Below are 24,894 nucleotides of genomic sequence, written 5' to 3' on the forward strand. Positions count from 1 at the left end.
CCCGCCTCCGACCGGAACCACCGGACCAGGGAGGCGACACCTATGGGCCTCGGCGGATGCATCATCCTCATCGCCGCGGGAGCCATTCTCACGTTCGCGACCGACTGGGACATGGAGGGAGTCAATCTCGACCTGGTCGGCGTCATTCTGATGATCGTCGGGCTGATCGGCGTCACCACGTTCAGCAGCATCGCCCGGCGCAGGCGTGTGGTGGTGCCGCCTACGACGCCGGTCGTCGGCGAGGAGCCCCACCACCATCGGCGGGACGGGTACAGCGACGGCTACGGCGTCTGAGCCTCCGTCCCGCTGTCCATCCCGGCGAGCACCAGCGGCAGTCGGTCCGTGCCGGTCCCCGTCAGTCGGACCGGCACGCCCCAGTCCTGCTGGTGGACATGGCAGGCGGGGTACTCGTTGAGCGGGTCGTCGTCGCAGGAAGCCGCCATCGCGGAGACATGCAGAACGCCCTCGGGGATGGCCGGGTCGAGTTCCAGGGTGCGGGCCAGGTCCGTGTCGGCGCCCGCGCCGGCGAGCAGCAGCTCGGGCGGGGTGGCGGAGACCAGGAGACGGGTCGACGGACCGTACCGCGTGTCCAGCTTCTGCCCCGCCGGAGCCTGGAAGATCACGTCCAGCCGAACCTTGCCCGGGGCGACTTCGGTGGCGGCGCGCTGGGTGCGATGGGCGACCGCGTCCACCCGCACGGCCTCCTCCGGCAGCCGCAGCCGCGTCAGCCGGTGCCGCGCCGATTCGACCACCACGATGTCGTCCCCGACGAGCACCGCGTCCGACGGCTCCCGCAGATCCGTGGCCAGGGTGGTGACCTCGCCGGTCGCGAGGTCGTAGCGCCGCAGGGCGTGGTTGTACGTGTCGCTGACCGCGACCGATCCGTCGGGCAGGGCCGTCACCGCCAACGGGTGCTGCAACAGGGCCTGTCCGGCGGCTCCGTCACGGTGCCCGAAGTCGAAGAGTCCGGTGCCGACGGCGGTGTGGACGGTGCCCTCGCGGTCCATCCAGCGCAGGGCGCTCGTCTCGGAGTCGGCGAGCCAGAGGCGCTCCCCGTCCGGGGAGACGGCGAGGCCGGACGGCTGGGCGAACCAGGCCTCGGCGGCCGGGCCGTCGACGAGGCCCTCGTTGGAGGTGCCCGCGGCGACGCAGACGGTGTCCTCGTCCGGGTCGTACGTCCACAGCTGGTGGATGCCGGCCATGGCGATCCAGACCTTGCCCTGCCACCACGCCACGTCCCACGGTGAGGACAGGTTGACCTCGCGCGCGGGCCCTGAAGTGGGGTCACCCTGCATCCACTGGTAGCCGGTGCCCGCCAGGGTGGTGGTCCGGCCGCTCTCCGGGTCGAAGCGCCGAAGGGCGTGGCTCACCGTGTCAGCGACGACCACGGAGCCGTCCGGCAGCAGCGCCAGGCCCTGCGGCTCGTTGAACCGCGAGCGGTTCCAGGTGCTGCTGGTCATGCCACGGCTGCCCTGGCCGATCCGCCGGACGACCGTCTCACCGTCCCCTTCCAGCTCCACCAGCTGGTGCCGGGTCGTGTCGCTGACCAGGAAGTTCCCGGAGGGCAGCAGCAGCGCCCGGCCCGGGAAGCGCAGCACCGTCGGCTCCGGCTCCGGAGCCACGTACGGCCCGTCGCCGCGCCGCAGCGTGCCCTTGGCCTCGTGCTCGGCCTCCAGCTCGCTCACCAGCCGCTCGATGGCGTGCACATGCCCCTCACCGGCGTGCTGCGCGACGACGTAGCCCTCCGGGTCGATCACGACCAGCGTCGGCCAGGCCCGCACCGCGTACTGCTTCCAGGTGGCGAGCTCGGGGTCGTCGAGCACGGGATGCTCCACGCCGTACCGCTCCACCGCGTCGACGACCGCCTGGTGCTCGGCCTCGTGCACGAACTTCGGCGAGTGCACGCCGATGACGACCACGGTGTCCCGGTGCTTCTCCTCCAGCTCTCTGAGCTCGTCCAGGACGTGCAGGCAGTTGATGCAGCAGAACGTCCAGAAGTCCAGGATCACGATGCGTCCCCGCAGGTCGGCGAGGCCGTACGGGCGGCCGCCCGTGTTCAGCCAGCCGCCCTTGCCGACCAGCTCGGGGGCACGGACGCGGACGCGACGAGGTGCGGAGTCGTTCATGCCCCAAGGGTGCCACCGGGCACTGACACCGTGCGGCGCGGGACGCGGCTCAGCCCGTCGGCCTACAGGCGGCGTTTCGGAGCGGACGGCGGGGAACGCCTCGTGTCATGAGATTCCTCGTACGCGACCGGCTCCTCGGCTTCGGTGACGACTACTGGATCGAGGACGACCGGGGCAGCAAGGTGTTCCTCGTCGACGGCAAGGCGATGCGGCTGCGGGACACCTTCGAGCTGAAGGACACCCAGGGGCGCGTCCTCATCGACATCCACCAGAAGATGCTCGCCCTGCGCGACACGATGGTGATCGAGCGGGACGGCGAACCGCTCGCCACGATCCGCCGCAAACGGCTGTCCCTGCTGCGCAACCACTACCGGGTGTCCCTGGCGGACGGCAGCACGGAACTCGACGTCAGCGGCAAGATCCTCGACCGGGAGTTCGCCGTCGAGTACGACGGCGAGTTGCTGGCCGTGGTCTCCCGGCGGTGGCTGCACGTGCGGGAGACCTACGGCGTGGACGTCGTCCGGGACGACGCGGATCCGGCGCTGCTGATCGCGGTCGCGGTGTGTGTGATCCACCTGGCGGAGAAGGAGCGTAAGGACGACTGAGGCCGGCTGGGCCCTCGGGCGTCACCGCCCCCGCCCCCGCCCTCAGCGGCGCGGCGGCGCCAGCCCCAGCATCCGGTCCTTCAGCGCCGGGAACTGATCCCGCGTCACCGCGACCTTCCCCGGGTCGAACTCCACCGTCAGAACCTGCTCTCCCGGGCCGGCCTGCGCCAGCACCTCGCCCCAGGGGTCCACCACGATCGAGTGACCGGCCTGTGGAACTCCCGCGTGCGTCCCGGCCGTTCCACAGGCGAGCACGAACGCCTGGTTCTCCACCGCCCGCGCCTGAGCCAGCAGCGTCCAGTGCGCCCGGCGGCGTTCCGGCCAGCCCGCCGGGACGACCAGGGTCTCGGCGCCGGCGTCGACGAGGCCGCGGAACAACTCGGGGAAGCGGAGGTCGTAACAGGTGGCCACGCCGATCGTGGTCTCGGGCAGGCGCGCTGTCACCAGTTCCGCTCCCGCGCCCATCAGCACGGCCTCGCCCTTGTCGAAGCCGAACCGATGGATCTTGCGGTAGGCGGCGACCAGATCACCGGAGGGAGAGAAGACGAGGGACGTGTTGTAGAGGGGACCCTCAGGGTCCCGCTCGGGGATCGAGCCCGCGTGCAGCCACACGCCCGCGTCGCTCGCCGCCTTCGCCATCGCCTCGTACGTCGGCCCTTCGAGCGGCTCGGCCTCGCTGCCGAACTCCTCGTAGGCGAAGGCGCCGGTGGTCCACAGCTCGGGCAGGACCACGAGCTCGGCCGACCCGGCCTGTTCCCGCACCAGCGAGGCAACCCTCACCCGGCGCGATTCGACCGATTCGCCCTCATTGACGTCGATCTGGAGCAAAGAGGCGCGCACACTACCACCGTCCTGGCATTCGAGCGGTCCACACAGGCTTCCCTACGGGCCTACGATCGTCACACGAAAGCACTGCCGGGGTGCCTCACAGCAGCGTAACTTAGCGTTTCAAGACACCCGCCGACAGCCGCCACCTCCCACTGGCAACGCCGCCACAAACCGCCCGTGTACCGACCGCCGAGGGGTCCCGTTCCGTGAGTCTGCATCCCACCCTCCAGCCCTACGCCGACGCCTGGACCCACTCGATCGAAGCGATATCCGAGCTGGTGACGCCGCTTGTGGAGGGCGAGTGGAATCGGCGCACGCCCTGCCCCGGCTGGTCGGTCCGCGACGTCGTGTCGCATGTCATCGGCCTGGACTGCGAGATGCTCGGCGACCCGCGCCCCATCCACACGCTCCCGCGCGACCTCTTCCACGTCACCAACGACCAGCAGCGCTACATGGAGATGCAGGTCGACGTCCGCCGCCACCACACGGCACCGGAGATGACGTCCGAGCTGGAGTACACGGTCATCCGCCGCAACCGCCAGCTGCGCAACGAGTCCCGCGACCCGGGCACGAAGGTCCGCGGCCCGCTCGGCGCGGAGCTCACCCTCGAAGAGTCGATGCGGACCCACGCGTTCGACGTCTGGGTCCACGAGCAGGACCTGCGCGCCGCCCTCGGCCGCCCCGGCAACCTCGACTCCCCCGGCGCGCACGTGGCCCGCGACGTCCTGCTCGGCAGGCTGCCCGAGATCGTCGCCACCAAGTCCGACGCCCCCCGCAGTTCGGCGATCGTCCTCGACGTCCACGGCCCGATCGAGTTCCTGCGCACGATCCGCGTAGACATCCAGGGCCGCGGCACCCTCGAAACGGCCCCCGCCCTGGGCCCCGCCGCCACCCTCACCCTCGACTGGGAGACCTACGTCCGCCTCGCCTGCGGCCGTGTCACCCCGGAGGCGGCGGCGGACCGCGTGAAGGCGGAGGGCGACACGGACCTGGCGGCGGCGATCCTGCGCAACTTCACGGTGACGCAGTAGGGCACTCAGCCCGTCCGGCGTCTGAGGACGAGGCCCTTCGGGCCGGAGCGGGGTAGGGGCGACAGCCCCAGCGGGGTCGAAGGGGCGGCGCACCTCGGGATGGGACGGGTAGGGGCGGCGGGGGCGAAAACCCGCTGTCGCCCGCTCCATCCGCACGGCTAACGTCCCGCCGTGACCCACACCCACCTCGCCATCCCGGCCGACCACCCCCCACGTCTGACCCGGCTCACCTTCCACGGCCCCCTGTCCGAGGCCCGGGCGCAACCCCTCGTCGACCGCCTCGCCCGCACCGACCCCACCACCGTCCTGGACATCGGCTGCGGCTGGGGCGAACTGATGCTGCGCGTGCTGACCGCCGTCCCCGAAGCGACAGGCGTCGGCATCGACCTCCATGCCGAAGACCTCGCCCGAGGCCGCCAGAACGCCGAGGCCAGGGGGTTGGCGCACAGGGCCGACTTCGTCGAGGAGTCCGCCGTCGCGACCTCCCGCGGCTGCGCCGACCTGGTCCTGTGCGTCGGAGCGAGCCATGCGCTGAGCACGACCGAGCCGCCCCAGCACACCAGCGAGGCCCTGCGCGCACTACGCGGCCTCGTCACCGACGACGGGCGCGTACTGCTGGGCGAGAGCTTCTGGCAACGCACCCCGACCCCCGCCGAACTCAAGGGCATGTGGCCGCGAGCCTCCGCCTCCGACCACCATGACCTCGCCACCCTGCTCGACCTCGCCGTAGCCGCCGGCTTCCGCCCGGAGTGGACCGAGACGGCCGGCCTCGACGAGTGGGAGGAGTTCGAGTCCGCGTACCAGGCGGACGTGGAGGTGTGGCTGGCCCGGCATCCCGATCACCCTCTGGCCGCCGAGACCCGCGACCGCCTGGACCGCCACCGCGCCCAGTGGATGAGCTACCGCGGTGTCCTGGGCTTCGCGTACCTCACGCTCGTCCCGGCCCTGTAGCACGTCACCCGGTGTGGCCCGCCCGCCCGGTGGTTCCCGCCCCGCGCCCCGCCGGCTACGCGGGAACGTGCACCGTCTCCACCCTGCTGGCCACCAGCCGTTCCCGCTCCCTGCGCGCCGCCCGCTTGCGCAGCCGCAGAATCTGGCTCACGCCGAGCGCCTGGAGGACGAACACCACCGAGAAGGCGACGGCGTAGTCGTCCCCGGTCGCGTCCAGCAGGACGCCGATCGCGAACAGCGTCGTCATCGAGGCCACGAAACCGCCCATGTTGGTGATGCCGGACGCCGTCCCCTGCCGCTCCGGCGGATTCGCCGGACGCGCGAAGTCGAAGCCGAGCATCGAGGCCGGCCCGCACGCCCCGAGCACCGCGCACAGCACGATCAGCAGCCACATCGGCGCCGTGTCGGCGGGCCAGGCCAGCGTCGTCGCCCACAGGACCGCCGTCGCCCCCACCGTGCCCAGCGCCAGCGGCAGCCGCGCCTCGTGGTGCCGGGCGACGACCTGGCCGTAGACCAGGCCCACCACCATGTTCGACAGGACGACGAGGGTGAGCAGTTCACCGGCCGTCGCGCGGGACAGCCCCTGTGCCTCCACCAGGAACGGCATCCCCCACAGCAGCAGGAACACCATCGCCGGGAACTGGGTGGTGAAGTGCACCCACAGCCCCAGCCGGGTGCCCGGCTCCCGCCAGGAGGCGGCGATCTGGCGTCGTACGTACGCCGCGCCCTGGTGCGGCAGCGGCTCCGGCTCGTGCCCCTCGGGGTGGTCCTTGAGGAACAGCAGCAGCAACACGAACACCACGGCACCCGCGCCCGCGCTGCCCGCGAACGCCGCCGTCCAGCCCACCCCGTGCAGCAGCCGTGCCAGCACCAGTGTGGAGACGAGGTTGCCGGCCATGCCCGCGAGGCCCGCGAGCTGCGCGATCAGCGGACCGCGCCGGGCGGGGAACCAGCGGCTGCCCAGCCGCAGCACGCTGATGAACGTCATGGCGTCGCCGCAGCCCAGCAGGGCGCGCGAGGCGAGGGCCGTGCCGTACGACGGGGAGAAGGCGAAGCCCAGTTGGCCCGCTGTGAAGAGCACCACACCCAGGCCCAGCACCTTCTTGGTGCCGAGCCGGTCGACGAGCAGGCCGACGGGTATCTGCATGCCCGCGTAGACGAGCAGCTGGAGGATCGAGAACGTCGACAGGGCCGAGGCGTTCACGTCGAAGCGGTCCGCGGCGTCGAGGCCGGCGACCCCGAGGGACGTACGGAAGATGACGGCGACGAAGTAGACCGAGACGCCTATGCCCCAGACGGCGAAGGCGCGGCGGCCGCCCGGAGGGTCACCCGGCAGCACGGTGGTCCTCATCGCTCTTCACCGCGCGCCAGGTGCGAGAACCAGCCGATGTGCCGGTGGACCAGCCCGACGGCCGCCTCGGCGTCCCCGGAGCGCAGGGCCTGAAGGATCTCCTCGTGCTCGACCAGTGTCTTGGCGATCCGGTCGGGGTGGGAGTGCAGGACGGCGACGCCCATGCGCAGTTGCCGGTCGCGCAGTTGGTCGTAGAGCCGCGACAGGATCTCGTTGCCGCCGCTGCGGACGATCTCCGCGTGGAAGCAGCGGTCGGTGACGGCCGCTCCGGCGAGATCGCCGGCCGCCGCCTGTGCCTTCTGCCGCGCGAGCAGTTCCTCCAGGCGCTCGATGAGCCCGGGGGTCGCGGGCACGGCCTTGCGCGCCGCGTGCTCCTCGACGAGCATCCGCGTCTCCACCACGTCCTTGATCTCCTGTGCGGAGACCGGCAGGACCAGTGCGCCCTTCTTCGGGTAGAGCTTGATCAGCCCTTCGACCTCCAGCCGCAGCAGCGCCTCCCGGACCGGGGTGCGCGAGACTCCGACGGCCTCGGCGAGCTCGCCCTCGGTGAGAAGGGTCCCGCCCTCGTAACGCCGGTCCAGTACGCCCTGCTTGACATGGGCGTAGACGCGGTCGGCGGCGGGCGGCTGCTTGAGGGGTGCGGGCGGAGCGGAAGGCATGGCCACAGCATAGATACAACACGTACGCATGGCGTGGACATTCCAGCATGCGGACCCCACAGCGGAATCTTCCGGCAAAGAAGCAACATCCACCCCAGGCGTTGCACAACCTTCTGTGCTAGTTACGTGTCACACACGTGCGGCCCCTCTTTCTTTCCCCTCCAACTCGGCCGCACTTTCGGGGCATTCGACGCAATCGGGGTATTTCAGTTGATCACTGCCATAAAGGGCATGCGCGTCCGCAGAGCCGTAGCCGTCGCGCTCACGACCGGTGCGGTCCTCGCCTCCGGAGCCGTCACCGCGGCGCCCGCGCAGGCCGCCACCGCGCCCTCGATCACCGCCAAGGGCGGGTTCCTGATGAACAGCGCGAACGGCAAGACCCTGTTCACCAAGGCGGCGGACACCAAGAGGCTCACCGCCTCCACCACCAAGGTCATGACCGCGAAGGTCGTGCTCTCGCAGTCGAACCTGAACCTGGACACCAAGGTCACGATCAAGAAGGAGGTCAGCGACTACATCGTCTCCAAGGGCGCCTCGTCCGCCAGGCTGATCGTCGGCGACAAGGTCACCGTTCGTCAGCTGCTCTACGGGATGTTGCTGCCGTCCGGCTGCGACGCCGCCATGGCCCTCGCCGACAAGTTCGGTTCCGGCTCTACCGTCTCGGCGCGCACGAAGAACTTCATCGGCAAGATGAACACCATGGCCAAGAGCCTGGGCATGACCAACACGAAGTTCGACTCGTTCGACGGCATAAGCAACGGCTCCAACGCCTCGACGCCGCGTGACCTGACAAAGGTCGCCCGCAGCGTGATGAAGAACTCCACGTTCAAGACCATCGTGAAGACCAAGTCGTACACGGCGAAGACGATCACGAAGACCGGTGCCACCCGCACGATGGCGGCGTGGACGAACACCAACACGCTGCTCGGCTGGAACGGCACGCTCGGCATCAAGACCGGCTCCGGCACCGATTCCAAGTACTGCCTCGTCTTCGCCGCCACGAAGAGCGGCGAGTCGGTGATCGGCGCCGTGCTGACCTCCTCCTCGGCGGCCAACCGCACGGCAGACGTGAAGAAGCTGATCAACTACGGCTACACCAAGATCAGCTGACTCGCGCTGAGGCTCACTGAGGCCCTGTGAGGCCCAGGCGCAGCTCCACGAAAAGGGGCGGCCACTCGACAGTGGCCGCCCCTTTTTCGCTACCTCCCCGGGCTCACGCCCAGGTGATCAGCCGCTTCGGCTGTTCCAGGATCGCCGCCACGTCCGCCAGGACCTTGGAGCCCAGCTCCCCGTCCACCAGCCGGTGGTCGAAGCTGAGCGCCAGCGTCGTGACCTGACGCGGCTTCACCTTGCCCTTGTGCACCCACGGCTGGAGCTTGATCGCGCCGACCGCGAGGATCGCGGACTCACCGGGGTTGAGGATCGGGGTGCCGGTGTCGACGCCGAAGACGCCGACGTTGGTGATGGTGACCGTGCCGCCCTGCATCGCGGCGGGCGTGGTCTTGCCGTCCCGCGCCGTCGACACCAACTCGCCGAGGGAATCGGCCAGCTGAGGAAGCGTCTTGGCGTGGGCGTCCTTGATGTTCGGGACGATCAGGCCGCGCGGGGTCGCCGCCGCGATGCCCAGGTTGACGTAGTGCTTCCGCACGATCTCCTGGTTGGCCTCGTCCCAGGAAGCGTTGACCTCAGGGTTCCGCCGGATCGCCACCAGCAGGGCCTTGGAGACGAGCAGCAGGGGGTTCACGCGCAGGCCCGCGAACTCCTTGTCCGCCTTGAGCTCCTCGACCAGCTTCATCGTGCGCGTCACGTCCACCGTCACGAACTCCGTGACATGCGGCGCCGTGAACGCCGAGCCGACCATCGCCGCCGCCGTCGCCTTGCGGACGCCCTTCACCGGGATCCGACTCTCGCGGACAGTGTCGTACGCGACCACCGGCGCCGGAGCGGCGGCGGGCGCGGCGACCGGGGCGGCCTGCGGCACCGGTTCGGCGGCCGGGGCCTGCGGGGCCACCGCCGCGTGGACGTCCTCACGCGTGATGATGCCGTCGGGGCCGGTCGGGGCGACCGTCGTCAGGTCGACCCCCAGGTCCTTCGCCAGCTTGCGCACCGGAGGCTTCGCCAGCGGCCGGGGAGGCGTCACGGTCGCGGCGGGGCCGTGGTGGCCGTTCAGCTCGGACTGCGGTGCCCGCGCCGCCGTGGCGGGCTCCTGGCGCGGGACGTCGGCTCCCTTGCGCGGGCGGCGCTTCGTCGAGGACGCCGCCACGCCGTAGCCGACCAGCACCGGCTGCCTGGTCTGGGGCTTGGCCTCCTCCGGCTCGGCCGGAGCCTGGGCCGGCGCCTCGGCGACCGGGGCCGCCCCGCCCGCCAGGTCCACCGCGATGATCGCCGTACCGACGTCCACCGTGGTGCCCTCGGGGAAGTGCAGCTCGCGGACCACCCCGTCGTACGGGATGGGCAGCTCGACGGCCGCCTTGGCGGTCTCGACCTCGCACACCACCTGGCCGTCGGTGACCGTGTCGCCCGGCTGGACGTACCACTTGAGGATCTCGGCCTCGGTGAGTCCCTCGCCCACGTCGGGCATCTTGAACTCGCGCACGGACGCTTCCGTCATCGTCGTCACGACCCTCTCCTCAGTACGCCAGGGCACGGTCGACGGCGTCGAGTACCCGGTCCAGGCCCGGCAGGTACTCCTCCTCCAGACGCGCCGGCGGATACGGGGCGTGATAGCCGCCCACCCGCAGCACCGGGGCCTCCAGGTGGTAGAAGCAGCGCTCCGTGATCCGGGCGGCGATCTCCGCGCCCGAGCCGAAGAACACCGGGGCCTCGTGGACCACGACGAGACGGCGGGTCTTCTCGACGGAGGCCTGGATGGAGTCGAAGTCGAGCGGGGAGACCGAGCGCAGGTCCAGGACCTCCAGGTTCCGCCCCTCCTCGGCGGCCACGTCGGCGACCTCCTGGCAGAGCTTCACCATCGGGCCGTAGGCGGCCAGGGTGAGGTCCGAGCCCTCGCGGACGACCTTCGCCTTGTGCAGCGGACCCGGGATGGCCTCAGTGTTGACCTCGCCCTTGTCCCAGTAGCGGCGCTTGGGCTCGAAGAAGATCACCGGGTCGTCGCTCTGGATGGCCTGCTGCATCATCCAGTAGGCGTCCGACGCGTTGGACGGGGACACGATCTTCAGGCCCGCCACGTGCGCGAAGAGGGCCTCGGGGGACTCGCTGTGGTGCTCGACCGCGCCGATGCCGCCGCCGTAGGGGATGCGGACGACGACCGGCAGCTTGACCTTGCCCAGCGAGCGCGCGTGCATCTTCGCGAGCTGCGTGACGATCTGGTCGTAGGCCGGGAAGACGAAGCCGTCGAACTGGATCTCCACCACGGGGCGGTAGCCGCGCAGGGCGAGACCGATCGCCGTGCCCACGATGCCCGACTCGGCCAGCGGGGTGTCGATGACGCGGCTCTCGCCGAAGTCCTTCTGGAGGCCGTCCGTCACCCGGAAGACGCCGCCGAGCTTGCCGACGTCCTCGCCCATGATGAGGACCTTGGGGTCCGAGTCCAGGGCGCGGCGCAGCGACTCGTTGATCGCCTTGGCGAGAGCCATCTTCTCAGCCATCTCAGTGACCCCCCTCTGCGTCTGCGAACGACGCCTGGTAGGCGGCGAACTGAGCGCGCTCCTCGTCGACGAGCGCATGCCCGTCCGCGTACACGTTCTCGAAGATGGCGAAGTGGTCCGGGTCCGGCATGGCTCGGACCGCTTCGCGCACTCGTTTGCCCAACGCCTCGCTCTCGTTCTCCAGTTCCGCGAAGAATCCCTCGTCCGCGTGGTTTGAAGCCTCCAGGTACCGGCGAACACGCAGGATCGGGTCCTTCGCCTCCCACGCCTCGCGCTCCTCGTCGGCCCGGTACTTCGTCGGGTCGTCGGAGGTGGTGTGGGCGCCCATGCGGTACGTGTACGCCTCGACCAGCGTCGGCCCCTCGCCGCTGCGGGCACGCTCCAGCGCCCACTTCGTCACGGCGAGGCAGGCCAGGACGTCATTGCCGTCGACGCGGACGCCGGGGAAGCCGTAGCCCTGCGCGCGCTGGTAGAGCGGCACCCGGGTCTGCTTCTCGGTCGGCTCGGAGATCGCCCACTGGTTGTTCTGGCAGAAGAACACCACGGGGGCGTTGTAGACCGCGGAGAAGGTGAAGGACTCGGCCACGTCGCCCTGGCTGGAGGCGCCGTCGCCGAAGTAGGCGATCACCGCGCTGTCGGCGCCGTCCTTGGCGATGCCCATGGCGTAGCCGGTGGCGTGCAGGGTCTGGGAACCGATGACGATCGTGTAGAGCTGGAAGTTGTTGCTGTTCGGGTCCCAGCCGCCGTTGTTCACGCCGCGGAACATGCCGAGCAGGTTGGTCGGGTCGACCCCGCGGCACCAGGCGACGCCGTGCTCGCGGTAGGTCGGGAAGACGTAGTCGTCCTCGCGGGTGGCGCGGCCGGAGCCGATCTGCGCGGCCTCCTGGCCGAGCAGCGACGCCCACAGGCCCAGCTCGCCCTGGCGCTGGAGGGAGGTGGCCTCGGCGTCGAAGCGGCGGGTGAGCACCATGTCGCGGTAGAGGCCGCGGAGCTCTTCGGGGGTGATGCCGGCGACGTACTTGTCGTACTCGGCGTTCTTGACCCGCTTGCCCTCGGGCGTCAGCAGCTGCACGAGCTCGGGGTCCGTGCTCGGCGTTTTCCTTGCGGTTGTCTTGCCGGCCGTGCTCTTGGTACCGGCGCTGCGTCGCGGCTTTCGCGCGGCAGTGCTCTCCACGGTCACGTGTGCTCCTCCGTCGGTCCGGCTACCCGGGTTCGCCGGGTGCCAGTGCGGCTCACCTGAAGCCCTACGGACGCACAGGGTGGGTGCGGCTCGTTGGGGGACAGGCGTGACAGGTGCCCCGGCGAGCGCCCTGCACAAGGCACGTTACCCAGTGCTCCACATTTCTGTGAAACCCCTCCTGACCTGCGTTTTTGCTTGGATTTCCAAGTAAATCGCGAAAGTCCGGAACAAGTCCTGGTCACAGCCTTGCAGGGGGCCGGAACAACGGCACGTTATATCGGTGACCCAGGTCACGGGAAGAGTCGCCGAGGATGAGGTCACTGAACCGGTGTGACGCTGGTCTCGGGCATGAAAACGGATAAGTCAGGTTATGGATGCAGAACGATCCAGCCATCGGCCGTAAACGCCACGCGCGCGTGGAGCCCGTTTCCGGGCCGCACGCGCGCGTGGGTGGGTCGTGGGGTGTCGGCGCGACCGCGCCGGGAGGCCGGTCCGCTCAGGCGCCGCCGCCGATGGCGCCGCCCGTGGGAGCCGTCGGCTCCTCCGTCGGATCCTGCGTGGGGTCCTCCGTGGGATCCTCCGTCGGTTCCTCCGTCGGATCCTCCGTCGGCTCGGCCGTGGTCGGGTCCTCGGTCGGCTCGACGGTCGGGTCCTCGGTCGGCTCGTACGTGGGATCCTGCGTCGGCTCGTAGGTCGGGTCGGTGCCCGTGCCGGTGCCGTCGTCCGTGACCGTGTCGGTCGGCTCCTCGGTCGCCTCGTCGGTCGCCTCGTCGGTCGCCTTGTCCTCGTCGGTGGTCTGCGACGTGGTCGGCGTCTGCGTGGTGTCGCCGCCACCGCCGCCACCGCCGCCGTTCTGCAGCGCCAGCGCGACGCCGGCCGCGATCGCGATCACCGCGAAGACGGCGAGGATCCACAGCTTGCCGCGGCCGCCGCCCTTGTTGCCGTGCCCCTCGAAGCCGCCGTCGTCACCGCCCCCGTACCGGTTGGGCAGGATCGGCTGCGGGATCTGGGTCGTGCCGGACCCCGAGTCGCCGGGGTGACCCATGACGGTGGTGTTCGCGAAGCCGGACGCCGGGGTGTGCCGGCCCTCGTGCACGGCCACCGGGCCGGTGTTCCAGGTGCCGGTGTGGCCGCCCTGGTCGTACAGCATCTGCAGGCCGTACTGGACGAGGCCGCGCATCTCCTCGGCCGTCTGGAACCGGTCGTCCGGCTCCTTGGCGAGCGAGCGCATGACCAGGCCGTCGAGCTCCGGCGGCGTGGCGTCGGAGACCTCGGACGGCGGGGTCGGGATGTCCTGGACGTGCTGGTAGACCACCGACAGCGGGGTCTCGCCGGTGAACGGGGGCCGCAGCGCGAGGAGTTCGTAGAGCAGGCAGCCCGTCGCGTACAGGTCGGAGCGGTGGTCGACCGCCTTGCCGAGCGCCTGCTCGGGCGACAGGTACTGCGGGGTGCCCATGACCATGCCGGTCTGCGTCATCGTCGACTGCGCGCCGTGCAGGGCGCGGGCGATGCCGAAGTCCATCACCTTCACGGCGCCGTTGTGCGTGATGATGACGTTGGCGGGCTTGATGTCGCGGTGCACGATGCCGTGCTGGTGCGAGTAGGCGAGCGCCTCCAGGACGCCGGAGACGATGATCAGGGCCTGCTCGGGCCCCGGCGCCTCGGCGTTGAGCAGGAGGTCGCGGATGGTGCGGCCCTCGACGATCTCCATCACGATGTACGGCACGCTGTGGGCGCCCACGACGTCCTCGCCGGAGTCGTACACGGCGACGATCGCGTGGTGGTTGAGGCCGGCCACCGACTGGGCCTCGCGCGTGAAGCGGGCCTTGGACACCGGGTCCTCGGCGAGGTCGGAGCGCAGCAGCTTGACCGCCACGGTGCGTCCGAGGCGCACGTCCTCGGCCGCGAACACCTCGGCCATGCCGCCCCGGCCGAGTCTGCGGGTCAGCCGATAACGGCCGTCCCCGACAAGCCCGCCGTTACCCCACATCTCCGGCGAATCTGACATACCGCCGCCAGCCGCCTCGGGGTCGGACGGGCCCTGAGCGCGCTGCTGCTGTGCCATCAGTCCTCGCCGTCGTTTCTGCCCGCGGTGCGCGCGGTGTTGTTACGGTCTCCGTCGGCCACGCTACAGCCTCCGCGCAAGCCGCCGGTCCGAGACGGCCGCCCCAACCGGAAGGAGCCGGACCGGCCATCAAACCGGTACCCCGTCCACTCGTGCAAATTCTGTGCACCGGCCGTACGACCCTTGTAACGCTTCCGCGACGCTCCCTTCGCGTACGGTCACGGAACGGGCACCGCGCTTGACCTGTCAGTGCCGTGGGGCAGACTTGGCCGGGAATAGCACATTGGATCACTCGGGATCACTCGGTTCACGAGGGTCGCAGGCGCCCGAGAGGGTACGGGGGACGCAGAACATGAGCCAGGACGGCGCGCAGGGCCGGTACGCGGGGCGGGCGTTGGCCGGCGGCCGCTATCAGCTGCGCGACTTGCTCGGCGAGGGCGGTATGGCCTCGGTGCATCTCGCGTACGACTCCGTGCTCGACCGGCAGGTCGCGGTCAAGACCCTGCACACCGAACTCGGCCGCGAGCAGGCGTTCCGTGAGCGCTTCCGCCGCGAGGCCCAGGCCGTGGCGAAGCTCACGCACACCAATATCGTCTCGGTCTTCGACACCGGCGAGGAAGACCTCGACGGCACGACGATGCCGTACATCGTCATGGAGTACATCGAGGGCCGCCCGCTCAGCTCGGTCTTCGACGAGGACGTCCGCCAGTTCGGCGCGGTGCCCGCCGACAAGGCGCTGAAGATCACCGCGGATGTGCTCGCGGCGCTGGAGATCAGCCACGAGATGGGCCTGGTCCACCGGGACATCAAGCCGGGCAACGTGATGATGAACAAGCGCGGCGTCGTCAAGGTGATGGACTTCGGCATCGCGCGCGCCATGCAGTCCGGTGTGACGTCCATGACACAGACCGGCATGGTCGTCGGCACCCCGCAGTACCTCTCGCCGGAACAGGCACTCGGCCGCGGTGTGGACGCCCGCTCCGACCTCTACTCGGTCGGCATCATGCTCTTCCAACTCGTCACCGGGCGACTGCCGTTCGACGCGGACTCGCCGCTGGCGATCGCGTACGCGCATGTGCAGGAGGAGCCGGTGGCTCCGTCCTCGATCAACCGCGCGCTGCCCCCGGCCGTGGACGCGCTGGTCGCCCGCGCCCTGAAGAAGAACCCGAACGAGCGCTTCCCGAGCGCCGAGGCCATGCGTGACGAGTGCCTGCGCGTGGTCGCGTCCTTCCAGGCGGCTCCGCCCAGCATCGTGCCAGGCGCACAGACGCAGCACGGCCAGGGTGTCGGCGCCTCGGTGTTCCCGCCGGTCGGCCAGGCGCCGCCGCCCGCGGGCCCGGTCCAGACGCCGTATCCGCAGACCCCGCCCCCGAACCCGTACGGCACCCCGCCGCCGTCGATGCCCTCGCCGGCGTACGGCTACCCGCAGCAGCCCGGCTACCAGACGCCGCCGCCCGCCTCGTACTCCCCGCAGCCGGGCCACCCGACCCCGCCGCCGTACACCATGTCGCCCCAGCCGCAGCCCGGTTCGGGCGGCGGCAAGAGCAACCGGCCGGTGATCGTCGGCTCGGTCATCGTGTCCGTCGTCGCGGTGGGCGGCCTGATCGCGGCCCTGACGCTCGGCGGCGGCACCGACGACGAGGGCGGAAGCGGCGGGAGCGGTGGCTCGACCGCCACGACGTCGACGTCGAAGGCCCCCGGATACCGGGCGGGGGACAGCGGTGACACGGTCGAGACGACCGAGTGCACCGAGCCGCGGGAGTCGCTTCTCGATCCCGACAAGGTGCAGATGCCGGACTTCTCCTTCAAGTACTGGCCGTCCGTCGTCAAGTGCCTCGATGCCGCGAACTGGAAGTACAAGAAGGTCGACGTCAACGAGAACACGTTCGGCGAGGGCACCGTCATGCGGCAGTCGCCCACGGCGCGTTACGACATGGATCCGGACAACCCGCCGGAGCTGGAGTTCCAGGTCTCCACGGGCAATCCGGAGTGATCCCGGCGAACGTGGTACCGCCCAGGTGAAAGGGCCCGGCAGCAGCTGCTGCCGGGCCCTTCGCATACGCGTCGGATGTCTTACGGGTGTCTTACAGGTACGGTCCGCCCTGGCGGTGTTCGCCACCCTCCTCGTGGCCACCGACCCCCGGCGGAAGGGCGCGGCGCATCTGCTCCAACTGGGCGCGCGCGGCCATCTGCTGGGCGAAGAGCGTGGTCTGGATGCCGTGGAAGAGGCCCTCCAGCCAGCCGACCAACTGGGCCTGCGCGATCCGCAGTTCCGCGTCGCTCGGTGTCGCCTCGTCCGTGAACGGCAGGGAGAGCCGCTCCAGCTCCTCGACGAGTTCCGGGGCCAGGCCGTCCTCCAGCTCCTTCACGGAGCTGGCGTGGATCTCCTTCAGCCGGACCCGGCTCGCCTCGTCCAGCGGAGCCACGCGCACCTCTTCGAGCAGCTGCTTGATCATGCTGCCGATCCGCATGACCTTCGCCGGCTGCTCGACCTGCTCCGTCACCGGGATCTCGCGGGAGTCCTCGTCTCCGTTGCCTCCGCTGAGCGCCATCCCGTCCTGGCCCACGACCAGGATCTGGGGCGTCTCGGACGACCTTTCGTTCCTCGGCATCTCCATGCCGCCATTCTCTCGCACCCGTACAGCTCATCATCGTGGTGCCCCCTGTGTGGGGTGATCCACCGTTTACGCCGCGGGAGATTCCGGCGGCCGTCTCGTCGGATTCGGTCGGGTGGCGGAGTCCGGAATGCCGGGTGTGCCATGTGCTGTGAGGCTTGTCCCATGACTTCATGGCTGGGGGTCGTGCCGGGGCGGCGGGGGCGGCCGCGCGTTGTTCGCGGTGGCCCGCGCGGCCTGTCGACGGAGGCGCTGCGGACGGCGGGGACGCTGGGAGTGCTGGCGGCCGGGCTGGTGGTGGGGCCGTACGGGACGGCCGGGGCGGCGTACGGCTTCGAGGGTCCCCGTGGTCCGGCTGCGCCGGGGGCCCCGTCCGGATCGCCGGCTGCCTCCCGGGTCCCGTCCGCGCCCGCGGGTCTCCCTACGGCTGCCTCCGCGGGCTCGGCCGCCCCTGGGGGCGCCTCCGACTCCCGTCCCGGCGGCCCCAGCCCGACGGCCGGGTCCCGGCCTTCCTCGACCGCTGCGAGTGGGTCCCCGGGTCCTTCCGCCTCCTCGGCCACCGGGTCGGGGGAGCCCGGGAAGCCTGGCAGGTCAGGGAGGCCGGAGAGGCCAGGTGAGTCCGGCGGATCCGGGGAGTCCCGGGAGGCCAGGAAGGCCCGGCATTCCGGGGTGCCCCCCACCGCCAGCGCCCACGGGGCCGCCGCGGCCCGTCCCAGCCCCTCCGACGGGCCCTCCCGGGCCGGAAGCCGGGCGGGTGAGGGGCGGGAGCGGCCGGGGCGGGAGAAGGGGCCGCTGGAGGACGAGGAAGCGGTACCGGCGGAGAAGCCGGACCGGGACGAGGACGCGGGGGAGGACGAAGAGGCGGGTGACGGCTCGGCGCGGTCGGAGTCGGAGGGCGAGGACGACGGCGGGAGTGCGCCGCCCGGCCGTTCGGACAGCGCCGACGAGGACGCCGAGGATGCCGAAGACACCTCCGCGGCGGCGTCCGCCTCACCGGACCCGCCCGTACGACAGCCGGTGGTGCGTGCCGAGGACTCCGCCGAGCCCGTACTGCAGGTCCTGCCGCTGGGCACCGGCCTGGTCCTCGTCGGGCTCGGTCTGGGCCTCGCCTTCGTCGGGCTACGGCTGCGGCGCGGCTAGGGCCCTTTCCGCCGGACGGGCCCTGGGCGGGTGTCCGTCGGATCAGGCCGGTGACCGGTGCTACGGCGCCACCAGGAGCACCTTGCCGATATGACCGCTCTCCTCCAGCACCCGGTGCGCCTCGGCCGCGTCGTTCATCGGGACCTCGCGGTCGACGACCGGGCGGACATGGCCGGCGTCCAGCAGGGGCCAGACGTGCTCGCGTGCGGCCGCGACGATCGCCGCCTTCTCGTCGAGGGGGCGGGCACGCAGGGAGGTCGCGCTGACGGCGCCTCGCTTGGCCAGGAGGGCGCCGATGTTGAGCTCGCCCTTGACGCCGCCCTGCATGCCGATGATGGCGAGGCGGCCGTTGACGGCGAGGGTCTGGACGTTGCGGTCGAGGTACTTGGCGCCCATGTTGTCGAGGATCACGTCGGCGCCGGCCCCGTCGGTGGCCTTCTTGACCTCGGCGACGAAGTCCTGTTCCCGGTAGTTGACCAGGATGTCGGCGCCCAGCTCGGCGCACCGGTCGAGCTTCTCCCTGCTGCCCGCCGTGACGGCGACCTTGGCGCCGACGGCCTTGGCGAGCTGGATGGCCATGGTGCCGATGCCGCTGGAGCCGCCGTGCACGAGCAGGGTCTCGCCGGGACGCAGGTGGGCCACCATGAAGACGTTCGACCAGACCGTGCACACCACTTCGGGCAGGGCGGCGGCCCGGGTGAGGCTCACGCCCTTGGGCACGGGCAGCAGTTGGCCGGCCGGGACGGCGACCTTCTCCGCGTAGCCGCCGCCCGAGAGCAGCGCGCACACCTCGTCGCCGACGGCCCAGCCGGAGACGCCGGGGCCGAGCTCGACGATCCGGCCGGAGCACTCCAGGCCGGGGTAGGGGGAGGCGCCGGGAGGCGGGTTGTAGAAGCCCTGCCGTTGCAGGATGTCGGCGCGGTTGACGGCCCCGGCCACCACCTCGACCAGTACCTCGCCCTCACCGGGCACGGGATCGGGGACCTCGTCCCACACCAGCGCCTCGGGCCCACCAGGTTCGGGAATCGTGATCGCATGCATGGGACGGACGCTACCCCCGGCCCGCGCGCCCTGGTGGGCGTACTCCCGTCGTGGCCTTTCGCCCGGGTGCGGGTACCGCATGAGCGCGGTCCGCCTCGGTCCCCGGACCCATGTCCCTCGGCCCTTGGACGGGTCCGGTCGAAAATCCCTGTGCGGCACCGATGAGTTTGCGCGACCGTAAAAGTCTCCCCATGCGTAGCCCAAGAACGCGGAAGGCCACTCGGAAGGACCCCGAAGCATGAGCACGCAGACGACGTCCGGTCTCGCGATCGAGACCGCGGGCCTGGTGAAGACGTTCGGTGAGACACGGGCAGTCGACGGCGTGGACCTCGCGGTTCCGGCCGGCGCGGTCTACGGCGTCCTCGGCCCGAACGGCGCCGGCAAGACCACCACGGTGAAGATGCTCGCCACCCTCCTACGACCCGACGGCGGCGAGGCCCATGTCTTCGGCCACGACGTCGTCCGCGAGGCCGACGAGGTGCGCGGCCGGGTGAGCCTGACCGGCCAGTACGCCTCCGTGGACGAGGACCTGACCGGCACGGAGAACCTGGTTCTGCTGGCCCGGCTCCTCGGACACGGCAAGCACGCCGCGCGGGAGCGGGCCGGGCAGCTCCTGGAGGCCTTCGGGCTTTCGGACGCGGCCGGGAAGCAGGTCAAGAACTACTCCGGCGGCATGCGGCGCCGTATCGACATCGCCGCGTCCATCCTCAACACCCCCGACCTGCTCTTCCTCGACGAGCCGACGACCGGTCTCGACCCGCGCAGCCGCAACCAGGTGTGGGACATCGTGCGGGCGGTCGTCGCCCAGGGCACCACCGTGCTGCTGACCACGCAGTACCTGGACGAGGCCGACCAGCTGGCGTCCCGGATCGCCGTCATCGACCGCGGCAAGGTGATCGCCGAGGGGACCAAGGGCGAGCTCAAGGCCTCCGTCGGCGCCGGGTCCGTCCATCTCCGGCTGCGGGACGCGGCGCAGCGGCCACAGGCCCAGCAGGTGCTGCGGCTGGCCCTGGACACGGAGGTGCAACTGGAGCCCGATCCCGTGGCGCTCACCGCCCGCGTCGGCTCCGGGGCGAACAACGGCCGGGGCGCGGCGGAACAGGCCGCCCGCGCGCTCGCCGAGCTGGCCCGCACCGGCATCACCGTCGACAACTTCTCGCTGGGCCAGCCCAGCCTGGACGAGGTGTTCCTCGCCCTCACCGGACACGACACGCATGACGCCCCCGAAAACGACGGCAACGCCGGCAAGGGCGACAAGGACGACAAGGACGAGGTGGCGGCATGAGCACCGTGACGCAGACCGAGAGCAAGGAACTCGCCCCCGTCAGCGCCGAGTCGCTCGCCGCTCTGCTGGTCTCCGGGGAGCGACCGCCGCGGCCCAGCGCCTGGTCGGCCTCCATGACCTTCGGCTGGCGGGCGATCCTGAAGATCAAGCATGTGCCGGAGCAGCTCTTCGACGTCACCGCGTTCCCGATCATGATGGTGCTGATGTACACGTACCTGTTCGGGGGCGCCCTGGCCGGGTCCCCGAAGGAGTACATCCAGTTCCTGCTGCCCGGCATCCTGGTGATGTCGGTCGTGATGATCACGATGTACACAGGGGTCTCGGTGAACACCGACATCGAGAAGGGTGTCTTCGACCGGTTCCGTTCGCTGCCCATCTGGCGGCCGTCGACCATGGTCGGCTATCTGCTGGGCGACGCCCTGCGCTACACCATCGCGTCCGTCGTGATGCTCACCGTCGGCATCATCCTCGGTTACCGCCCGGACGGCGGCGTCGGCGGAGTGCTCGCCGGGATCGCGCTGCTGGTCGCCTTCTCGTTCGCGTTCTCGTGGATCTGGACGATGTTCGGGCTGATGCTGCGGTCCGAGAAGTCGGTCATGGGCGTCAGCATGATGGTGATCTTCCCGCTCACCTTCCTGTCCAACGTCTTCGTCGACCCGAAGACCATGCCGGGCTGGCTCCAGGCCTTCGTCAACAACAGCCCGATCACCCATCTGTCCTCGGCCGTCCGCGGAATGATGGCGGGCGACTGGCCGGCGGACGAGATCGCCTGGTCGCTGGGCTGGGCGGCGTTGTTCGTGGTGGTCTTCGGGCCGATCACGATGCGGCTGTACAACCGCAAGTAGCCGGACCGGACGTCAGAAAGCCTTCATCCGCCGGGGGGGCGGGGGCGTCGGACGGCCTTCCTCCCCCGGGGCGTCAGACGGGCTTCATCCCCGGGGGCAGACGCCGGTCGTCGGGTGCGACCTGACTGCCCGGCGTCGCCCGCACGATGGTGATGAGCCGGTCCGTCAACTCCAGTGTCCCGACGGCCGGATCGTCGTATCCGAGCACACGGTGCCCGCGCAGGACGCTCACCACCAGGTCGTCCATCTCCCGCGGCCGCCTGCCCACCTCGGCCTTTATGACCGGCCGTTCGACGATGTCGAGCCCGCTGCCCTGCTGGATCAGGTCCTCCAGGACCATGCCGGCGGCGGGGCTGAGCACGGAGAGGCCGAGCAGCCGGCCGGCCGCGCTGGCGCTGGTGATGACCGCGTCGGCGCCGGACTGCTTCAGCAGCGGCGCGTTCTCCTCCTCGCGCACCGCGGCCACGATCTTCGCGCCGCGGTTGAGCTGCCGGGCCGTCAGGGTCACCAGGACGGCCGTGTCGTCCCGCTGGGTGGCGATGATGATCTTCCGCGCCTTGTGCACTTCGGCCCGCTTCAGGACCTCGCTGCGTGTCGCGTCCCCCGTGACTCCGGCGTACCCGTCCGCGACGGCCGCCTCGATCACCTTGGAACTCGGGTCGACCACGATGACCTGTTCCTTCTTCAGGCCCGTCGCACAGACGGTCTGAATCGCCGAGCGCCCCTTCGTGCCGAATCCGACGACGATGGTGTGGTCGCGCAAGGTGGACCTCCAGCGGTTCAGACGCCATTCCTCGCGGGTCCGCTCGGTGAGGACCTCGAGCGTGGTGCCGACCAGGATGATCAGGAACAGCACTCGCATGGGCGTGATGACGAAGATGTTGGTGAGCCGGGCGGCGTCACTGACCGGGGTGATGTCGCCGTATCCGGTGGTGGAGAGGCTGACGGTCGCGTAGTAGAAGGCGTCGAGGAGGTCGACGGAGCCGTCGGAGCTGTCGTTGTAGCCCTCGTGGTCGGCGTAGACGATCAAGGCGGTCAGAACGAGCAGCGACAGCGCCAGCAGAACCCGCTTGGCGACCTGCCGGAACGGATGCTCCACGATCTTCTTCGGAAGCTTCACCCGATAGGTCGCGACCCTCTCGTCCGCCCGACGGGCGATCGCGTCCTGGCCCGGAAGTTTCACGTGAAACACACCTCGATGCCGGCCATCGCCCAGGGCAGGTCGAGCAGTTCGGCCTCCTGTCCGGCGCGAATGCCGCCCGGCGGCACGACGGCGACGGCATCGGCCGCCGCCATTCCCCGCAGCATGGCCGGACCGTGGTAGTGCAGCGGCACGGCATGGTCGCCGCGCAGCACGACGGGGATGAGCCGGGTGTCGTACGGATGCCCGTGTGCCGCGTCTTTCAGCGGCAGCGTGTAGGGCTCCGGGGCGGGGCGTGCCGCCAGTGCGCGCAGCAGGGGTTCGGCGAGCGTGAGCAGGCCGGAGACGGCGGCGAGGGGGTTGCCGGGCAGACCGACAAGGTGCTGGTTCTCCTTGACACGGGCCAGCAGCATCGGATGGCCGGGCCGCACCTTGACGCTGTCCACCAGGAGTTCGGCACCGATGCGGTGCAGGGTGGGGTGGACATGGTCGACGGGGCCGGCCGCGGTGCCGCCGGTGGTGACGATGAGGTCGGCGGCGGAGGTGGTGAGCGCCTTGTGCAGGGCCTTGGCGTCGTCGCCGAGACGGCGTACGGCCGTGACCTCGGCGCCGAGTGCGCGCAGCCAGGGCGGCAGCATCGGGCCGAGGGCATCACGGATCAGCCCGTCGTGCGGCAGCCCCGCGGTGAGCAACTCGTCGCCGAGGACGAGGACCTGGACGCGGGGGCGGGGTACGGCGCTGAGGGTGTCGTATCCGGCGGCGGCCGCCAGGCCCAGCACGGCCGGGGTCACAACGGTGCCGACGGCGAGCAGGTCGTCGCCCCTACGGCACTCCTGGCCGCGTGGGCGGATGTCCTGACCGGGCTGGACCTCCCGGGTGGCGTGCAGCTGGCCCTTGGTGTCGGTGCGTCCGTGCTCGCTGCGCAGGACGGCGGTGGTGTCCGGGGGGATGCGGGCGCCGGTCGCGATACGGACGGCCTCCCCGTCGGTGAGCGGCTCGGGCTCGGCGTGCCCGGCCAGCACGCCTTCCTCCCGCACGGCCCAGGGGCCGGGGCCCGCGATGGCCCAGCCGTCCATGGCCGAGGTGTCGAAGGAGGGCAGGTCGGTGGAGGCGGTCAGGGGGGCGGCCAGGGCGAGACCGAGGGCGTCGTCGAGGGGGACGGAGACGGGAGCGCGGCCGGCGGCCCGGGTGCCGGCCAGGGCGGCGTGGCCGGCGCGGGCGGCGATCTCGCGGGCCTCGGGCCAGGGGGTGGCCTTGTGGTGGCGATCCGGCTTGTGCTGGTCCGGGCTGGGCCGGTCCGCCTGGTGCCGGTCCGCCTGGTGCCGGTCGGGCTGGTCGGGGCCGGTGGTGCGCGGGGTGGGTGCGGGCACGTGGTCGGCCGGGGTGTGGTGGCCGTTGCCTTCGTTCACGAGAGCGAGCACCTCCTCGACGTCGAGGTCCTCGGCGTCCTCGTCGGCGCGGATGCCGCGGGGGGTCATCCGGCGTCCGGACGGCTGTCGGGGGCCGCTTCTGGGGCCGTGGCGGACGGTGCGGCCGCGGCCTCTTCCGCCCAGCGCAGGGCGAGGGCGGCGGCCTTGCGGGAAGCCTCGGCGACGGCCTCGGGGCCGCCCTCACCGCCCTTGGCCCGCGCTGCCGCGTACCCGACGAGGAAGGTGGTCAGCGGGGCCGCGGGCCGCGCCACGCCGTGGGCGGCGTCGCGGGCGAGGTCCAGCAGCAGCTTGGTGTCGACGTCGAGGTCGAGGCCCAGTTCGTCCTTGACTGCGGAAATCCATTCATCCAACACGTGCCCATGCTCCCTGATGCGTGCCCTGGCGGTGGCGATGTCGTCCCAGGTGTCGCAGTCGAAGGACGCGACGGGGTCGGGGACGCGGACGAGACCGAGCGCGCCGGTCAGCCGGCGCAGGGGGAGGCCGGTGAGACCGTCGTTCCCTCGGGTGAGCGCGGCCAGTTCACGGCGCAGTACGGGCGCGCGGTACGCGGCGACGAGGGGCTGGTCGCGGCCGTCGGCGTCGGTGAGCAGCGCGCCGTCGGCGCCGCTGGTGCGCAGGGCGGCCAGCAGCCGCCGTACCGTGCCCTCGTCGAGGAACGGCAGGTCGGCCGAGAGGACGACGACCTGCTCCGCCGTGGTGTGCCGCAGGCCGGCGTCCAGGGCGGCGAGCGGGCCGCCGCCGGGCGGGTCCTCACGCGCCCAGGTCACCGGCCGCGCGGCTGGCCGGGGCTCGGCGACGACGACGGTGGTCCGCGCGTCGGCGCAGGCGGCGAGCACCCGGTCGAGCAGCGGGCGCCCACCGACGCGCACCCCGGGCTTGTCCACACCGCCGAGCCGCCGCGCGCCGCCCCCGGCGAGCACGACGGCGTCGTACGCGACGTCGTGCCCGGCATCGGCGGCGTCTCGCGCGCCCGTCGGTTCGTACGCGGTCACC

General features: G+C 71.1%; 22 protein-coding genes. 9 read left to right on the forward strand and 13 right to left on the reverse strand.

Features of this window, described 5'->3' with window-relative positions; translation table 11 throughout:
• Positions 1-42 precede the first annotated feature (42 nt).
• Positions 43-294, forward strand: a complete 252-nt coding sequence (locus tag ACFU95_RS34500; protein ID WP_383836079.1) for a DUF6458 family protein — start codon at positions 43-45, stop codon at positions 292-294.
• On the opposite strand, the gene ACFU95_RS34505 is transcribed toward ACFU95_RS34500, so the two are convergent.
• Positions 282-2,126, reverse strand: a complete 1,845-nt coding sequence (locus tag ACFU95_RS34505) for an NHL domain-containing thioredoxin family protein (protein WP_383836082.1) — start codon at positions 2,124-2,126, stop codon at positions 282-284. The genes ACFU95_RS34500 and ACFU95_RS34505 overlap by 13 nt on opposite strands.
• A 107-nt stretch (positions 2,127-2,233) precedes the next feature.
• Here ACFU95_RS34505 and ACFU95_RS34510 point away from each other — a divergent pair, with 107 nt between their 5' ends.
• The gene (locus ACFU95_RS34510) at positions 2,234-2,731 is read left to right on the forward strand and encodes an LURP-one-related/scramblase family protein (RefSeq protein ID WP_383836085.1); all 498 of its coding nucleotides are present in this window, start codon (positions 2,234-2,236) and stop codon (positions 2,729-2,731) included.
• Positions 2,732-2,773: 42 nt separating this feature from the next.
• Here ACFU95_RS34510 and ACFU95_RS34515 read toward each other — a convergent pair whose 3' ends face one another.
• Positions 2,774-3,571: a carbon-nitrogen family hydrolase gene (locus tag ACFU95_RS34515; RefSeq protein WP_383836088.1), complete on the reverse strand. Its 798-nt coding sequence runs from the start codon at positions 3,569-3,571 to the stop codon at positions 2,774-2,776.
• Between the two features lie 194 nt (positions 3,572-3,765).
• Here ACFU95_RS34515 and ACFU95_RS34520 point away from each other — a divergent pair, with 194 nt between their 5' ends.
• Positions 3,766-4,590 (forward strand): maleylpyruvate isomerase family mycothiol-dependent enzyme, encoded by an 825-nt coding sequence (locus tag ACFU95_RS34520; protein WP_383836091.1) that lies wholly within the window; start codon positions 3,766-3,768, stop codon positions 4,588-4,590.
• Positions 4,591-4,761: 171 nt separating this feature from the next.
• Positions 4,762-5,541 carry an SAM-dependent methyltransferase gene (locus tag ACFU95_RS34525; RefSeq protein ID WP_383836094.1) on the forward strand — a complete coding sequence of 260 codons (780 nt, stop codon included), beginning with the start codon at positions 4,762-4,764 and terminating at the stop codon, positions 5,539-5,541.
• Positions 5,542-5,596: 55 nt separating this feature from the next.
• On the opposite strand, the gene ACFU95_RS34530 is transcribed toward ACFU95_RS34525, so the two are convergent.
• Positions 5,597-6,892 carry a nitrate/nitrite transporter gene (locus ACFU95_RS34530; RefSeq protein WP_383836097.1) on the reverse strand — a complete coding sequence of 432 codons (1,296 nt, stop codon included), beginning with the start codon at positions 6,890-6,892 and terminating at the stop codon, positions 5,597-5,599.
• Entirely contained in the window at positions 6,889-7,551 is a 663-nt protein-coding gene (locus ACFU95_RS34535) for a GntR family transcriptional regulator (RefSeq protein ID WP_383836100.1), read from the reverse strand. The genes ACFU95_RS34530 and ACFU95_RS34535 overlap by 4 nt, the downstream gene beginning before the upstream one ends.
• Before the next feature lie 231 nt (positions 7,552-7,782).
• On the opposite strand from ACFU95_RS34535, the gene ACFU95_RS34540 reads away from it, so the two are divergent.
• Positions 7,783-8,661, forward strand: a complete 879-nt coding sequence (locus tag ACFU95_RS34540) for a D-alanyl-D-alanine carboxypeptidase family protein (RefSeq protein ID WP_383836103.1) — start codon at positions 7,783-7,785, stop codon at positions 8,659-8,661.
• A 103-nt stretch (positions 8,662-8,764) separates the two neighbouring features.
• Here ACFU95_RS34540 and ACFU95_RS34545 read toward each other — a convergent pair whose 3' ends face one another.
• From ACFU95_RS34545 to ACFU95_RS34560, 4 genes are all read right to left on the reverse strand, one after another.
• The gene (locus ACFU95_RS34545; protein WP_383836106.1) at positions 8,765-10,171 is read right to left on the reverse strand and encodes a dihydrolipoamide acetyltransferase family protein; all 1,407 of its coding nucleotides are present in this window, start codon (positions 10,169-10,171) and stop codon (positions 8,765-8,767) included.
• Positions 10,172-10,181: 10 nt separating this feature from the next.
• Positions 10,182-11,159: an alpha-ketoacid dehydrogenase subunit beta gene (locus ACFU95_RS34550; RefSeq protein ID WP_383836109.1), complete on the reverse strand. Its 978-nt coding sequence runs from the start codon at positions 11,157-11,159 to the stop codon at positions 10,182-10,184.
• A gap of 1 nt (position 11,160) precedes the next feature.
• Positions 11,161-12,339, reverse strand: a complete 1,179-nt coding sequence (gene pdhA / locus ACFU95_RS34555; protein ID WP_383836111.1) for a pyruvate dehydrogenase (acetyl-transferring) E1 component subunit alpha — start codon at positions 12,337-12,339, stop codon at positions 11,161-11,163.
• Positions 12,340-12,835: 496 nt separating this feature from the next.
• Complete coding sequence (locus ACFU95_RS34560) at positions 12,836-14,404, reverse strand: protein kinase (protein ID WP_383836114.1); 1,569 nt, start codon at positions 14,402-14,404, stop codon at positions 12,836-12,838.
• A gap of 352 nt (positions 14,405-14,756) precedes the next feature.
• Between ACFU95_RS34560 and ACFU95_RS34565 the strand changes: the two genes are divergently transcribed.
• On the forward strand, positions 14,757-16,397 hold the full coding sequence (locus ACFU95_RS34565; protein ID WP_383836117.1) for a protein kinase: 1,641 nt from the start codon (positions 14,757-14,759) through the stop codon (positions 16,395-16,397).
• A 91-nt stretch (positions 16,398-16,488) separates the two neighbouring features.
• Here ACFU95_RS34565 and ACFU95_RS34570 read toward each other — a convergent pair whose 3' ends face one another.
• A complete protein-coding gene (locus ACFU95_RS34570; protein ID WP_383836120.1) occupies positions 16,489-17,022 on the reverse strand; it encodes a bacterial proteasome activator family protein in 534 nt (177 codons plus the stop codon).
• A gap of 666 nt (positions 17,023-17,688) precedes the next feature.
• Here ACFU95_RS34570 and ACFU95_RS34575 point away from each other — a divergent pair.
• Positions 17,689-18,159, forward strand: a complete 471-nt coding sequence (locus tag ACFU95_RS34575) for a hypothetical protein (RefSeq protein ID WP_383836123.1) — start codon at positions 17,689-17,691, stop codon at positions 18,157-18,159.
• A gap of 60 nt (positions 18,160-18,219) precedes the next feature.
• Here ACFU95_RS34575 and ACFU95_RS34580 read toward each other — a convergent pair whose 3' ends face one another.
• On the reverse strand, positions 18,220-19,200 hold the full coding sequence (locus ACFU95_RS34580; protein WP_383836126.1) for an NAD(P)H-quinone oxidoreductase: 981 nt from the start codon (positions 19,198-19,200) through the stop codon (positions 18,220-18,222).
• Between the two features lie 238 nt (positions 19,201-19,438).
• Here ACFU95_RS34580 and ACFU95_RS34585 point away from each other — a divergent pair, with 238 nt between their 5' ends.
• Both ACFU95_RS34585 and ACFU95_RS34590 read left to right on the forward strand, forming a co-directional pair.
• Positions 19,439-20,485 (forward strand): ATP-binding cassette domain-containing protein, encoded by a 1,047-nt coding sequence (locus ACFU95_RS34585; RefSeq protein WP_383836129.1) that lies wholly within the window; start codon positions 19,439-19,441, stop codon positions 20,483-20,485.
• On the forward strand, positions 20,482-21,330 hold the full coding sequence (locus ACFU95_RS34590) for an ABC transporter permease (RefSeq protein WP_383836132.1): 849 nt from the start codon (positions 20,482-20,484) through the stop codon (positions 21,328-21,330). Before ACFU95_RS34585 ends, ACFU95_RS34590 begins: the two co-directional genes overlap by 4 nt.
• A 73-nt stretch (positions 21,331-21,403) precedes the next feature.
• Here ACFU95_RS34590 and ACFU95_RS34595 read toward each other — a convergent pair whose 3' ends face one another.
• The 3 genes from ACFU95_RS34595 to ACFU95_RS34605 are packed head-to-tail and all read right to left on the reverse strand — an operon-like array spanning position 21,404 to position 24,893.
• Positions 21,404-22,513: a potassium channel family protein gene (locus ACFU95_RS34595; protein WP_383836135.1), complete on the reverse strand. Its 1,110-nt coding sequence runs from the start codon at positions 22,511-22,513 to the stop codon at positions 21,404-21,406.
• The gene (locus ACFU95_RS34600) at positions 22,510-23,949 is read right to left on the reverse strand and encodes a molybdopterin molybdotransferase MoeA (RefSeq protein WP_383836138.1); all 1,440 of its coding nucleotides are present in this window, start codon (positions 23,947-23,949) and stop codon (positions 22,510-22,512) included. The genes ACFU95_RS34595 and ACFU95_RS34600 overlap by 4 nt, the downstream gene beginning before the upstream one ends.
• On the reverse strand, positions 23,946-24,893 hold the full coding sequence (locus tag ACFU95_RS34605) for an NTP transferase domain-containing protein (RefSeq protein WP_383836141.1): 948 nt from the start codon (positions 24,891-24,893) through the stop codon (positions 23,946-23,948). Before ACFU95_RS34605 ends, ACFU95_RS34600 begins: the two co-directional genes overlap by 4 nt.
• Position 24,894 lies beyond the last annotated feature (1 nt).

It is taken from the genome of Streptomyces sp. NPDC057623 (assembly GCF_042800355.1).
Taxonomy (GTDB): domain Bacteria; phylum Actinomycetota; class Actinomycetes; order Streptomycetales; family Streptomycetaceae; genus Streptomyces.

Excerpts from the sequence above, each read along its gene's own strand:
- ACFU95_RS34500 (WP_383836079.1), top strand. The coding sequence starts at position 43 with ATGGGCCTCGGCGGATGCATCATCCTCATCGCCGCGGGAGCCATTCTC.
- ACFU95_RS34505 (WP_383836082.1), bottom strand. The coding sequence starts at position 2,126 with ATGAACGACTCCGCACCTCGTCGCGTCCGCGTCCGTGCCCCCGAGCTG.
- ACFU95_RS34510 (WP_383836085.1), top strand. The coding sequence starts at position 2,234 with ATGAGATTCCTCGTACGCGACCGGCTCCTCGGCTTCGGTGACGACTAC.
- ACFU95_RS34530 (WP_383836097.1), bottom strand. The coding sequence starts at position 6,892 with ATGAGGACCACCGTGCTGCCGGGTGACCCTCCGGGCGGCCGCCGCGCC.
- ACFU95_RS34535 (WP_383836100.1), bottom strand. The coding sequence starts at position 7,551 with ATGCCTTCCGCTCCGCCCGCACCCCTCAAGCAGCCGCCCGCCGCCGAC.
- ACFU95_RS34540 (WP_383836103.1), top strand. The coding sequence starts at position 7,783 with ATGCGCGTCCGCAGAGCCGTAGCCGTCGCGCTCACGACCGGTGCGGTC.
- ACFU95_RS34550 (WP_383836109.1), bottom strand. The coding sequence starts at position 11,159 with ATGGCTGAGAAGATGGCTCTCGCCAAGGCGATCAACGAGTCGCTGCGC.
- ACFU95_RS34560 (WP_383836114.1), bottom strand. The coding sequence starts at position 14,404 with ATGGCACAGCAGCAGCGCGCTCAGGGCCCGTCCGACCCCGAGGCGGCT.
- ACFU95_RS34565 (WP_383836117.1), top strand. The coding sequence starts at position 14,757 with ATGAGCCAGGACGGCGCGCAGGGCCGGTACGCGGGGCGGGCGTTGGCC.
- ACFU95_RS34570 (WP_383836120.1), bottom strand. The coding sequence starts at position 17,022 with ATGGAGATGCCGAGGAACGAAAGGTCGTCCGAGACGCCCCAGATCCTG.
- ACFU95_RS34580 (WP_383836126.1), bottom strand. The coding sequence starts at position 19,200 with ATGCATGCGATCACGATTCCCGAACCTGGTGGGCCCGAGGCGCTGGTG.
- ACFU95_RS34585 (WP_383836129.1), top strand. The coding sequence starts at position 19,439 with ATGAGCACGCAGACGACGTCCGGTCTCGCGATCGAGACCGCGGGCCTG.
- ACFU95_RS34590 (WP_383836132.1), top strand. The coding sequence starts at position 20,482 with ATGAGCACCGTGACGCAGACCGAGAGCAAGGAACTCGCCCCCGTCAGC.
- ACFU95_RS34600 (WP_383836138.1), bottom strand. The coding sequence starts at position 23,949 with ATGACCCCCCGCGGCATCCGCGCCGACGAGGACGCCGAGGACCTCGAC.